Below are 12,401 nucleotides of genomic sequence, written 5' to 3' on the forward strand. Positions count from 1 at the left end.
GTCCATGACCACGCTCTACACCTCCGACCATGAATGGCTCAGCATCGATGGCGACACAGCCACCATTGGCATCACCGACTATGCGCAGGCCCAACTCGGCGACGTCGTGTTCGTGGAGCTGCCGCAGGTCGGCCGCGCGCTGAAGAAGTCGGAAGCCGCCGCCGTGGTCGAATCGGTCAAGGCCGCCTCCGACGTCTACGCGCCGATCACCGGCGAGGTGGTCGAGGTCAACCAGGCGATCGTCGACGAGCCGGCGCTCGTCAACACCGACGCCGGCGGCAAGGCCTGGTTCTTCAAGCTCAAGATCGCCGACCGGGGCGAACTCGGCGGCCTGATGGATGAGGCCGCCTACAAGGCGCATACGGCGTGAGACGCGCGGTGCGTAGCCCGCATGAGCGGAGCGATGCGGGACCGGCGGTCCCGGGTCGCTGCGCTCGCCCGGGCTACGGTCTGCCGATCTCGCCGTCGCTGTTTACTGGATGCCCCGCCGTCGCGGGGCATGACGAGGCATAGAGGATTTGCTCATGACCACGCCGCTCAAGCCGCTCGATGATGCCGCCACCAGCTTCGCCCGCCGCCATATCGGTCCCTCGCCGCGCGACGTCGCGGCGATGCTGGAGACCGTCGGCGCCAAGAGCGTGGCGGAGCTGATGGCGCAGACGCTACCCGGCACGATCCGGCAGACGGCGCCGCTCACCCTCGAGCCGGCGCTGAGCGAGCCCGAAGCATTGTCACACATGCGCGCACTCGCCGCACGGAATCAGGTCTTCACCTCGCTGATCGGCCAGGGATATTCCGGCACGCTCATGCCGGCGGTGATCCAGCGCAACATCCTGGAGAACCCGGCTTGGTACACGGCCTACACTCCCTATCAGCCGGAGATCAGCCAGGGCCGGCTGGAGGCGCTATTCAACTTCCAGACCATGATCTGCGATCTCACCGGGCTCGACGTCGCCAACGCCTCGCTGCTCGACGAGGCCACGGCGGCGGCGGAAGCGATGGCTCTGGCCGAGCGTTCGGCGCGGGCGAAGACCAAGGCGTTCTTCGTCGATCGGAACGTGCATCCGCAGACGCTGGCGGTGCTGCGCACCCGCGCGGAGCCGCTCGGCTGGCAGCTGATCGTCGGCGACCCCGCCGAGGATCTGGACGGCACCGAGGTGTTCGGCGGCCTGCTGCAATATCCGGACACGACGGGCGCGCTGCGCGATCCGCGCGCCGCGATTGCCAAGCTGCATGACAAGGGCGCGCTCGCGATCCTCGCCGCCGACCTGCTGGCGGTGACCGTGATTGCCTCGCCGGGGGAACTCGGCGCCGACATCGCGATCGGCTCGGCGCAGCGCTTCGGCGTGCCGATGGGCTATGGCGGACCGCATGCGGCCTACATGGCGGTGCGCGATGCGCTGAAGCGGTCGCTGCCCGGCCGCATCGTCGGCCTCTCCGTCGATTCACGCGGGGCTCCCGCCTATCGGCTGGCGCTGCAGACCCGCGAGCAGCACATCCGCCGCGAGAAGGCGACCTCGAACATCTGCACGGCGCAGGTGCTGCTGGCGGTGATTGCCGCGATGTACGCGGTCTATCATGGCCCCGACGGGCTGAAGGCGATCGCCCGCACCGCGCATCGGCGGACCGCGGTGCTGGCTGCAGGGCTGCGCAAGCTCGGCTTTGCGCCGGAAAGCGAGGCCTTCTTCGACACGGTCACCGTCGAGGCCGGCGCCAAGTCCGAGTCGATCATCGCCCGCGCGGAAGGCGAGCGGATCAATCTCGGGCGCGACGGCAGCAGGCTGCGGATCGCGCTCGATGAGACCACGACGGCCGATGTCGTCGAAGCCGTCTGGCGCGCTTTCGGCGGCGAGCTCTCCTACACGACGATCGAGGCGGAAGCGCGCGAGGCTCTGCCGGCCGAGCTCAAGCGGCAGCGGCCGTTCCTGACCCATCCGGTGTTCCACGCGCATCGCTCCGAGACCGAGATGCTGCGCTATCTGCGCAAGCTCGCGGACCGCGACCTCGCGCTCGATCGCGCGATGATTCCGCTCGGCTCCTGCACGATGAAGCTGAACGCGACGACCGAGATGATTCCACTGACGTGGCCGGAATTCGCCAGCCTGCACCCGTTCGTGCCGCGCGCGCAGGCCGCCGGCTATCATACGATGTTCGCCGATCTGACCGACTGGTTGTGCCGGATCTCCGGCTATGACGCGGTGTCGCTGCAGCCGAACTCGGGCGCGCAGGGCGAATATGCCGGCCTCCTGGCGATCCGCGGCTACTACGCCGCCCGCGGCGAGGGCCATCGCACCATCTGCCTGATTCCTTCCTCCGCCCACGGCACCAACCCGGCCTCCGCGCACATGGCCGGCATGGAGGTGGTCGTGGTCGGCTGCGATGCAGGCGGCAATGTCGATCTCGCCGATCTCAAGGCCAAGGCGGAAGCGCATAGCGCCAAGCTCGCCGCCATCATGATCACCTATCCCTCGACGCATGGCGTGTTCGAGGAGCACATCCGCGACATCTGCGACATCGTCCATGCCCACGGCGGACAGGTCTATCTCGACGGCGCCAACCTCAATGCGCAGGTCGGCCTCGCCAGACCCGGCGATTACGGCGCCGATGTCAGCCATTTCAACCTGCACAAGACCTTCTGCATTCCGCATGGCGGCGGCGGCCCGGGCATGGGCCCGATCGGCGTGAAGGCGCATCTGGCGCCCTTCCTGCCCGGTCACCCTGCGACCGACGGCGCGAGCGCGCATCCGATCGGGCCGGTCTCGGCCGCCCCCTACGGCTCGGCCTCGATCCTGACCATCTCCTACATCTACATGCTGCTGATGGGCGGCGACGGCCTGACCCGCGCCACCGAGATTGCGATCCTCAACGCCAACTACGTCGCGGCGCGGCTCGATGCGCATTTTCCGGTGCTCTACCGCAACGAGCGCGGCCGCGTCGCGCATGAATGCATCATCGACCCGCGGCCGCTCAAGCAGAGCAGCGGCGTCACCGTCGACGACATCGCCAAGCGGCTGATCGACTACGGCTTCCACGCGCCGACCATGAGCTTCCCGGTGGCGGGCACCTTGATGATCGAGCCGACGGAATCGGAGTCCAAGGCGGAGCTCGACCGCTTCTGCGACGCCATGATCGCGATCCGGAAGGAGATCGCCGAGGTCGAACAGGGCCGCTTCGGAATCGAGGCCTCGCCGCTGCGCCACGCGCCGCACACGGTGCACGACATCGCCGACGACGATTGGAACAGGGCCTACCGGCGCAGCGAGGGCTGCTTCCCCGCGGGCACCTCGCGCACCGACAAGTACTGGTGTCCGGTCGGCCGCGTCGACAACGTCTACGGCGACCGCAATCTGGTGTGCTCATGCCCGCCGGTGGCGGACTACGCCCAGGCGGCGGAGTAAGCCTCCTCACGCATGTTCCAGTGGATCGGGCGCCACGGCTCGCGACAATCAATGACGTGAGGCGTGTCGGGATCCGGAGCGATGAGCACCGCATGCCAACGCCAGAGATTGGCGTTGATCAATTCGGTGCCGCCCCACCAGCGCCGGATCGGATTATGGCTGCTGAAATCCTCCTCGCCGGCCAGGATCGCCTTGCCGAGCGGCGTCAGCGACAGCGTGCTCGCCTTGTAGCGCTCGAGGCGTTCACGGCTGTCGTGCATCTCGACCGAGAACGGCCGTTCGGCGAGGCCCGAAATTGCCGGCGCCGGCGCCAGTGCCAGACCGTCGAGCAACGCGCCTCCCTCCCAATAGTCATAGACGCGGCGTTGAAAGCGATCCCGATGATGCGGCAACAGGTCGAATGGGTGCTGATAGCCGGCTGACAGCAATTCGAGGATTCTCAGCTCCGATGCTCCCAGGCCCGTCGCAACACCAGGAAGCTCATCGAGCATCTCCTGCACGCAGCGGCGAAGCTGCGGCAGTGCACTGAGATCCTGCTTCAACAGATCGAACCAGGCTTGCGGCGTGGGCGCCCGAAACACCTGCCATGCCAGATGGCCCAAATCGAGATGCTCACGCGCAAGCTCTACGCCGGCAATGGCCCGACCGGCGAGTCGCCCGGCCGGGGCATCGGATAGCGGGACATCGACATGCCGCAATACGATCTTCGTCGCGATCTCCGCGTGATGGCGCAGATAGTCCAAGAGCCAGATCAGCACCAACTGGTCGTTCGGACGGGTCCCCATCCACAGCTCGACGCTATCGCAACGGTCGACAAGTTCGAGAAAACTCTGACTCCGCCCGCCGACCGCCATGAAGTCGCCACGCGAGGCGAAATCCAACCAATGCCCGCGCTTCGGTCGCGCGGTGCGCTGGACGAGATAAGCCGATAACTCGGCATCTGATGGCAACGGTCCCCATACGAAACGATGGAGAATTGGCACCACCAGGTCGGCAAAGCCGCCTCTCCGAAGCGCTCCGGCGCTGGGATCATCGGCCGCTAGAATCAAACGCGTCATGCTGTTGGCTCCGGCACGACCTGATTGGCTCAAGACGCTATCAACACGCTCGCGATCGGCTCCCGGCGCCCAGGACTGGCGTCGGAAATGTCGGTGCCGCCGCGCGGATCCGGTCCGCTCGCCCGCGCACGCGCTTTCGACTATTCGCGCTGAAGATCGTATCCGGCGCTCGGAATTCAGGCTCACTGCATTCGATCATGCAGCAACCCCAGATTTCGGCAGAACACCACACATCTGCAAACGGGCGCCGGAACGTCGGCAACGCAACGTCCACGGCACCCGCCGCCGTCTTACCTCTACTCCTCCGTCGGCTCCTCGCCGTCGGCGTCGGCGTCGCGCTCGGCGTTGCCGGCCAGGATCTGCTCGGCGATCAGGCCGGAGTTCTGGCGGATCGCGGCTTCGATCTTGGCGGTCATGTCCGGATTGGCCTTGAGGAACGATTTCGAATTCTCACGTCCCTGCCCGAGACGCTGGCTATCGTAGGAGAACCAGGCGCCGGACTTCTCGACGATGCCGGCCTTGACGCCGAGATCGAGGATCTCGCCCATCTTGGAGACGCCCTCGCCATACATGATGTCGAACTCGACCTGCTTGAACGGCGGCGCCAGCTTGTTCTTCACCACCTTCACACGGGTGGAATTGCCGATCACCTCGTCGCGCTCCTTGATCGCGCCGATGCGGCGGATGTCGAGGCGGACCGAAGCATAGAACTTCAGCGCATTGCCGCCGGTGGTGGTCTCCGGCGAGCCGTACATCACACCGATCTTCATGCGGATCTGGTTGATGAAGATCACCATCGTGTTGGACTTGTTGATCGAGGCCGTCAGCTTGCGCAGAGCCTGGCTCATCAGGCGGGCCTGCAGGCCCGGCAGCGACTCGCCCATCTCGCCTTCGAGTTCGGCCTTCGGCACCAGCGCCGCCACGGAGTCGACCACCAGCACGTCGACCGCACCGGAACGCACCAGGGTGTCGCAGATCTCCAGCGCCTGCTCACCCGTATCCGGCTGCGAGATCAGAAGCTCGTCGATGTTCACGCCGAGCTTGCGCGCATACACCGGATCGAGCGCATGCTCGGCATCGATGAAGGCGCAGATGCCGCCCTTCTTCTGCGCTTCCGCCACCGTGTGCAGCGCCAGCGTGGTCTTGCCCGAGGATTCCGGCCCGTAGATCTCGACGATGCGGCCCTTCGGCAGACCGCCGATGCCGAGCGCGATGTCCAGCCCGAGCGAGCCGCTGGACACCGTATCGACATCCATCGAACGGTCGTTCTTGCCCAGCTTCATCACCGAGCCCTTGCCGAACTGACGCTCGATCTGGGACAGCGCAGCGGAGAGCGCCTTACTCTTATCCATGGAGGAACCTTCGACGATACGCAGGGCGGTGGCGGACATTGGCGCTCCTTATGGCGGGGATTCGCGGGATGGACAAACGGTTAACGAGGTCGGCCAGCAATCTTGAGGCGAATGTACTCCATCCGTTCTTTGTTCGCAATATGTTCTTCTCGACATTCACACCTCTCTTTCACAAACCCCTGACAACCCGCGGGAGACACGCCTGCCGCTCGAAGGCCGAGGGCCGGCGCGCAGTGCACCGAGCACCAGCGAGGGAGCGCTGCCCGATCAGCGCGCCCGGAAGCGAAGTACGGCATGCGGGATGCTGGATGACGGCGACTGCGAAGGGATCCCGATCCGGCTGGAGGCGGAAGCCATGCGCGCGAGCGGCGCAGCCGCCGACCGGCGATCACGCGGATTAAAACCAAACTGTCCGAGCGCTCCAACCTCATCGCCCGCACCAGCGGCAGACGCCGACCCAACTATAAATTGTTATTGTCGTCTCGGCCGTGTCCCATCATCCTGCTGGTCCTTCTCTGTGAGCCTCGCAGACTGCTTCCAATTTTCGGAACCAGCATGACCGGATCCAACAACGAACAGACCCTCACGCTGTGGCGCCCTGTCGGCCCAAAGGAGCTTGCCTTGATCGAGGCGTCGGGCATGCGTGCGTTTCCGCCGCGCCTTCCGGAGCAGCCGATCTTCTACCCGGTGCTGACCGAGGACTATGCCGTGAAGATCGCACGGGACTGGAACGTGCCGGCGAGCGGAGCCGGCCACGTGCTGCGCTTTGCGATCCTGCGAGGCTTCATCGACACCTACGAGGTGCGCGAGGCCGGCGGCCGCAAGCATCGCGAGTACTGGATTCCCAGCGAAGACCTCGTCGACTTCAACGCCGCAATCGTTGGACCGATCGTGCTCGTCAGGTCTTTTCCTTGAAACTACCAACTCCTACACGCGTGCGTAGATCGCACATTCCGTGGTTCTCCTGAGAGGAACGAAGTTCCATCGCCTCTTCTGCTTTTGTTCGGCTCGTCGTGCGTGCAGGCGCACGATTTCGATGCAGACGCGCAGCCGTGCGCAAGGGGCGGCCGGCCATCAGGTTCCGCATCACGTGGCGTGCAAGCACTCGACGGCCACCATATGACGGACGACAGATGAAGCGACGAACCTCGGACGCCCCCGTGTCGGACCCTGCCCAAGGATGCGTTAGCGCGCCATTCGCGCAGCTCCTCATGCCGGCCCGAGGAATGGCCCGGACAAAACCCGCGTGATCCGCATCACGCGCGCCGGCGCTCACGACATCTTCAGGCCACAAACCATTGTCATAAACTTTGGGTTGCGTTATAGAATCGTGGTTGTCGTACGTCTGAGCAGATTTTTGATCAGCCCCGGATTTGTTTGTTCGTTGCGATGATGGTCGCCGCACATCGTCTAGTGTATCGCCTTTGGTGTGCCGTCGACCGATCCCTTGCAGCCTGCCAGCTCCCGCACTTGCAGGCTCCGTCACACGTAGGCGCACGGCCCTGAAACCATCCGCGCCGAAAGAAAGCCCCGGACGACGTCCGGGGCTTTCGACGTTGATAGCTCCGCTCGGGATGCATCTCCCTCCGTCATTGTCGTGATGTCGGGGAACGGATCGCGTGCGTTGCGCTTCATATTGGCGATGACAACAAATGACGTGACGTGCCCGTCCTGCAGGGCCGGCCTTCAAAGGATCGAGCTTCACTCGCAGCAAGACGCGGCGGGAGAGAGGCGTTGTCCGGCCTGCGATGAACTCTTGGAGATGGTCGACGGCGCGACGCAGATCGCCTACCGACTGACAGTCGTGCCGGAACGGATCTTCGACCATAGCTAGGTGCGCGTCCCACGGCGGTTGATCGAGATTGCAACCTTGATCTGACGCAAGGCATGCCTACAGATTTCGCACTAGTTTAATTATGTCACTGCCGAACTGCCCTCGCTGGGAAGCTACGACGTTGACGCCGAGCCTCGGACCGCAGCGGTCCGAGGCTCATTCGTTGGCGCGCAATTCGTCCGGTTGCGCCGCACATCACCCATGGCAATCAGCCTAACGGAAGCGAACAGCGCGACCGACCGTATTTTACCGGAATTGATCCGAGTGGGTTTTGCGCTTCCATTTGTGGTGCGTACATCAAACCCAGCGGCCTGGGGCGGTCAGGGCTCACCGGTTTTGGCAATGCCGCTCTATTTCTTTCGTATCCGCAACGGCCACTTCTCAGGCGCGTCCGAGTATGGGACCGAGTGCGCCGACCGCAACGCAGCCTGGAAAGAGATGACCACCGTCTGTGCCGACATGGCCAGCAGCATCTCGCGCAAGCTCGCCGAAAACTCCGAATGGCAGATGGAGCTGCTCGACGAGGCAAGGCAGCCGGTCTTCCGCATCCGGATCGTCGCCGAGTCGCTGGATCAGGCCTGACGGCTCGCCACACCTCTTGTGGATCGCCGCAGGTAAAAAGACACAATCTAAGATTGTTGACAGCGAGGTTGCTGCGCGTCATTTCGGCAGCCGAACTTGATCGAGATCAAAATGCCTGTCTGCATCTTGGCAGACATTTAAATTTGTATGGGTAATCTGATCTTCAAATGTCCGCGAACGGGGATGAACGTGCAGCATTGGCTGGAAGAGCCGAAGCCAGGCGATCCCACGTGCTCCTATGAAACCGTGGTCTGCAAGGCCTGCACGCGGCTTCATTTCATCAATCGCGATACACGCAAGCTTCTCGGCGAAAAGGAATGAGGCGCTCGCCGCAATCGTTCAATCGGCGCTGGGAAGCCGCCGCATCGTGAACTCGATGGCCCCATCGGGAAGCTCGCGCCAGCTTTCGACGGCGCTCATGTAGCCGGCCTTGGGATAGCGGGTCAGATAGTCGCGGGCCTTGGCGCGCGCTTGCTCGCGCGGCAGCGTGAACGTGTCGCGAACGTAGCCGTCGCGAGCCTGCGGGGCGCCCTTCTGGCGCCGGGCCGCCATCCGGCTGGCAATGTCCCGGGGGCGCATCCCCATCGACGAACTCCAACGCGCTGCCACACCATCAATATAGACGGGGCCGCGAAGAATCCGAGTCCGCAATCGGCAAGCGGGCCCGGGAGGGTCAGAGCCCGCCCGACCCGAGCGCGATAAATCTCAGTTGGTGCTGCCGACAGCCTTCGGCTTCTTGGCCGCGGTGGTCTTCATGGCAGGCGCCGCCTTGGGCTGCTCCGCCGCCCGGACGTTGCCCCAGGGATCGGTGCTCGTCTTGGCGTCAGGAATCTTGCGCATGGTGTCCCTGTAGGCCTGCTCCCGCGCCGCTTCGGCCTCTTTCTCCTCGGGCGACTTGGAGGGACCGTCGGCGAGAAGGTTGATGTTGGGCATCTGCGCCATTGCGGGAACCGCCCAGCCGGCCAGCACGGCGACCGCCATCGTCACGATCAGCTTCTTCATTGGTTACTCCCCGGTATAGGCGCCTTATACCATCGCTTCGCCATGCGCCAAGCCCGCGGCACTGTGCCGGAACGGTGGAGCGCAGGTCGGGATGTTCACGGCCGCATCGTCTGCGCGCACCTGCCGTCTGTTCCACGGCGGGCCATCATCATAGTTTTCCAACTCCGGCCTTTTCAAGCCGCCGCTCTGCGGCAACATTCCGGCGGCTCCGCCGATCGCGGCGAGGCAAGTCGATGCCAAGACACGTCGATGACACGATCATGGAAGGACCTCCGCGCGTGCCGAACGAGACCCTGAACTTCACCACCGACGACGCGAGGCGCATCCTCGATGACGTGTTCGCGCCCTGGATCAAGGATCTTGGCTTGATCGTCGAGGACATCGCGCCGTCTCCGCAGGGCGAAGCCGGCGCCATCCTGCGCATGCCGTTTTCGCCGCGGCTCTGCCGCGACAATGGCGTCGTCTGCGGCCAGGCGCTGATGGCTTTTGCCGATACCGCGATGGTGATCGGGATGGTCACCGCCAGCGGCGGCTACCGGCCGATGACCACTGTCGACCAGACCACGCATTTCATGCGCGCCATTGCCTCCGCCGACGTGATGGCCGATGCGCGCGTGGTGCGGATGGGCCGCACCATGAGCTTCGGCCGGGTCACACTGACCAGCGCCGGCGATGGCAAGCCAGTGGCCATGGTGTCGAGCGCCTTCGCGATGCTCTGATCCGCGGCCTGGCCGGGTTAACGAAACGTGAAGGCGAGGGCCCGGGCTTCGCACGCCGGATTCATCTGATCGAAACGCGAGCCTGATTTATTTTAGGTGCTTTTGACGCGAAAGGTGACGCCGTCCGGCACCGGAATACAGGCCATGAGCGAGACGAGTGACAAGCGCATTGCACCGAGGCATCGGGTGCTGAAGCAGGGCAGGCTGGCATTCGACGGCGGCGGCGCGGTCGATTGCATGGTCCGCAACATGTCCGACACCGGCGCCAGGGTCGAGGTGGTCAGTCCGGTCGGTCTGCCCGAAGCCTTCACGCTGGTGATCCCGGCCGACAAATTCACGCGGCGCTGCCACGCAGTCTGGAGCCACGACAAGCGGATCGGCGTGGCATTCGACTGATAGCGGCGCGGCGGGCTAGACCCACCGCAGGCGCCCTCGCCACAACGCCACCAACAGGCCGGCCAGCACCCCGGCCGCGAGCAGGGAGCCGGCAGCGAACCGTCCGCCCGGACGATCAATCGTCCGTGACCACAGCGAGGGCCCTTCGCCATCGCGCGCCAGCCGAAACGCCACGACGCTGTCGCCGAGCGACGTTCCCGCCTCCGAATGGCCGCCGGCTGCGGTCACCACGAATTGCTCGCCCTTCCATTCATAGGTCATCGGATTGGCGACGCCCGGCGCGGGCAACCGGCCCTGCCAGAGCTCCTGACCTGAGACAGCATCAAAGGCGCGCAGATAGGCGTCCATTGCGCCGGTGAAGACGAGGCCGCCGGCTGTGACCACGACGCCGTTGACGAGCGGCGTGCCCCATTTGAACGCCAGCCCGAGCGGTGCGCGATCCTCGGTGGTGCCGACGGTCGAGCGCCACAGGATCTTGCCGGCCTTGAGATCGACCGCGACCATTTCGCCCCATGGCGGCCGGTTGCACAACAGGCCGAGCTTGGACATGGCGACCACCCGCATCACCGCGAACGGCGACCCGCGCTGCAGCCCGACATCGACACCACGCGGCGGCGTCATCCCGTCAGCTTCCGCACGCGGGATCAGCCGGACGATGTGGATGGCACGGCTGACATTGGCGTAGAGGATCTGATGGACGGGATCGAACGCCGCCCCGCCCCAGTTCACGCCGCCGCCGGTCATCGGAAACAGCAACGTGCCCTGGATCGTGGGCGGCGTGTACAAACCCTCATTGCGCAATGGCGCGAGCTGATCGTCGCAGGAGGAATCCAGGACGCCCGGCACGGCCCTGAAAATATCATCCGCTGCGAAGCGCTGATCGAGCAGCGGCGGCACATGGGTCGGGAATGGCTGCGTCGGTGATAGAACCTCACCCTCGGCGGCGCCTTGCGGCACTGCGCGCTCCTCCACCGGCCAGACCGGCGCGCCGGTGTCGCGGTCGAGCACGAACACGAAGCCCTGCTTGGTCGGCTGTATGACGACGTCACGCGCCCCCTGCCCGGCATCGATTCGGGCCAACGTCGGCTGCGCCGGCAGATCGTAATCCCAGACGTCGTGGTGCGTGGTCTGAAACGACCAGGCCAGTTCGCCGCTTTCAATCCGCAAAGCGACCACGGAATCGGCATGCCGGTTGTCACCCGGACGCGCACCGCCGAAGAAATCCGGACTGGGCGACGAGGTCGGAAGGAAGACGAGGCCGCGCGTCTCGTCGACCGACATCGGCGCCCAGACGTTCGCATGTCCCGCCGCGATGCCGTCATGGATCAACGGATCGAAACTCCAACGCAGCGCGCCGGTGCGCGCATCGAAACCGCGGACCGTGCCTTTGGGCGCATCGACCCGCACATTGTCGCCGATCGATGAGCCGACCACCACGACACCCCCGCCCACCACCGGCGCCGAGGTGATCTGGAACTCGCCCGGCCATAGCAGATCCTTGGAAATGTCGATCCGCGCTTCGCCGTCCGATCCAAAGCCGGCGCAGGGCTGTCCCGTTTGCGCGTCGAGGGCGATCAGGCGAGCATCGACCGTGCCCATGAACAGCCTGCTGCGGCATGCCGCGCCGGCCGGCGCCCGCTCGTCCACCCAATGGGCAACGCCGCGGCAGGCATAGCGATTGGCCGGGCGCCGCCCGTCACCGACCTTGGGATCGAAACGCCAGCGCTGCACGCCGGTGCCGGGATCGAGCGCGACCACCTCATTGAACGGCGTGCAGAACACCAGGCTGTCCTCGACCAGGATCGGCGTCGCCTCGAACTTGGTCCGCAAGGCTGCCGCGGGCGGCCGGCTCTGCAGATCCCCGGTGTGATAGTCCCAGGCAGGCACCAGCCGATCGACATTGGAAGGCGTGATCTGCGCCAGCGGCGAGAACCGCGTTCCACCGGCATCGCCGCCCCAGTGCTGCCAGCCAAGGGCCGGCACGACCGTCAACTGGCTCCCGACGAGGACCGCGCAAACACCTGCTCGACGCAATGACATGACCCTTCCCTCCCGCAGAC

11 protein-coding genes are annotated in these 12,401 nt (G+C 65.2%); 6 read left to right on the forward strand and 5 right to left on the reverse strand.

Annotation, left to right across the window (positions count from 1 at the left end):
- Positions 1-4: 4 nt before the first annotated feature.
- Together gcvH and gcvP are read left to right on the forward strand one after the other, a co-directional pair.
- Complete coding sequence (gene gcvH / locus ACQR13_RS00545; protein ID WP_315716067.1) at positions 5-370, forward strand: glycine cleavage system protein GcvH; 366 nt, start codon at positions 5-7, stop codon at positions 368-370.
- A 154-nt stretch (positions 371-524) separates the two neighbouring features.
- Positions 525-3,398 carry an aminomethyl-transferring glycine dehydrogenase gene (gcvP, locus tag ACQR13_RS00550; RefSeq protein WP_315716066.1) on the forward strand — a complete coding sequence of 958 codons (2,874 nt, stop codon included), beginning with the start codon at positions 525-527 and terminating at the stop codon, positions 3,396-3,398.
- Here the strand turns inward: gcvP and ACQR13_RS00555 are convergent.
- Both ACQR13_RS00555 and recA read right to left on the reverse strand, forming a co-directional pair.
- Positions 3,377-4,456 carry a DUF1835 domain-containing protein gene (locus ACQR13_RS00555; protein ID WP_434842011.1) on the reverse strand — a complete coding sequence of 360 codons (1,080 nt, stop codon included), beginning with the start codon at positions 4,454-4,456 and terminating at the stop codon, positions 3,377-3,379. The two genes, gcvP and ACQR13_RS00555, sit on opposite strands and share 22 nt — an antisense overlap.
- A 296-nt stretch (positions 4,457-4,752) precedes the next feature.
- A complete protein-coding gene (recA, locus tag ACQR13_RS00560) occupies positions 4,753-5,847 on the reverse strand; it encodes a recombinase RecA (protein ID WP_315716064.1) in 1,095 nt (364 codons plus the stop codon).
- Positions 5,848-6,429: 582 nt separating this feature from the next.
- Here recA and ACQR13_RS00565 point away from each other — a divergent pair.
- Entirely contained in the window at positions 6,430-6,723 is a 294-nt protein-coding gene (locus ACQR13_RS00565; RefSeq protein WP_315753150.1) for a hypothetical protein, read from the forward strand.
- Between the two features lie 1,261 nt (positions 6,724-7,984).
- Positions 7,985-8,224, forward strand: a complete 240-nt coding sequence (locus ACQR13_RS00570) for a DUF6894 family protein (RefSeq protein ID WP_012045383.1) — start codon at positions 7,985-7,987, stop codon at positions 8,222-8,224.
- A gap of 339 nt (positions 8,225-8,563) precedes the next feature.
- Here the strand turns inward: ACQR13_RS00570 and ACQR13_RS00575 are convergent, their stop codons facing one another.
- Positions 8,564-8,809, reverse strand: coding sequence for a hypothetical protein (locus tag ACQR13_RS00575; RefSeq protein ID WP_315716063.1), 246 nt, complete (start codon positions 8,807-8,809; stop codon positions 8,564-8,566).
- 120 nt (positions 8,810-8,929) lie between these two features.
- Positions 8,930-9,226, reverse strand: coding sequence for a hypothetical protein (locus tag ACQR13_RS00580; RefSeq protein WP_315716062.1), 297 nt, complete (start codon positions 9,224-9,226; stop codon positions 8,930-8,932).
- A gap of 260 nt (positions 9,227-9,486) precedes the next feature.
- On the opposite strand from ACQR13_RS00580, the gene ACQR13_RS00585 reads away from it, so the two are divergent.
- Together ACQR13_RS00585 and ACQR13_RS00590 are read left to right on the forward strand one after the other, a co-directional pair.
- Entirely contained in the window at positions 9,487-9,945 is a 459-nt protein-coding gene (locus tag ACQR13_RS00585; RefSeq protein ID WP_409977944.1) for a PaaI family thioesterase, read from the forward strand.
- A gap of 144 nt (positions 9,946-10,089) precedes the next feature.
- On the forward strand, positions 10,090-10,341 hold the full coding sequence (locus ACQR13_RS00590; RefSeq protein WP_315716061.1) for a PilZ domain-containing protein: 252 nt from the start codon (positions 10,090-10,092) through the stop codon (positions 10,339-10,341).
- A 15-nt stretch (positions 10,342-10,356) separates the two neighbouring features.
- Here ACQR13_RS00590 and ACQR13_RS00595 read toward each other — a convergent pair whose 3' ends face one another.
- The gene (locus ACQR13_RS00595; protein WP_315753110.1) at positions 10,357-12,381 is read right to left on the reverse strand and encodes a pyrroloquinoline quinone-dependent dehydrogenase; all 2,025 of its coding nucleotides are present in this window, start codon (positions 12,379-12,381) and stop codon (positions 10,357-10,359) included.
- Between the last annotated feature and the right edge of the window lie 20 nt (positions 12,382-12,401).

This window comes from Bradyrhizobium sp. HKCCYLRH3059, assembly GCF_051168035.1.
Taxonomy (GTDB): Bacteria; Pseudomonadota; Alphaproteobacteria; order Rhizobiales; family Xanthobacteraceae; genus Bradyrhizobium.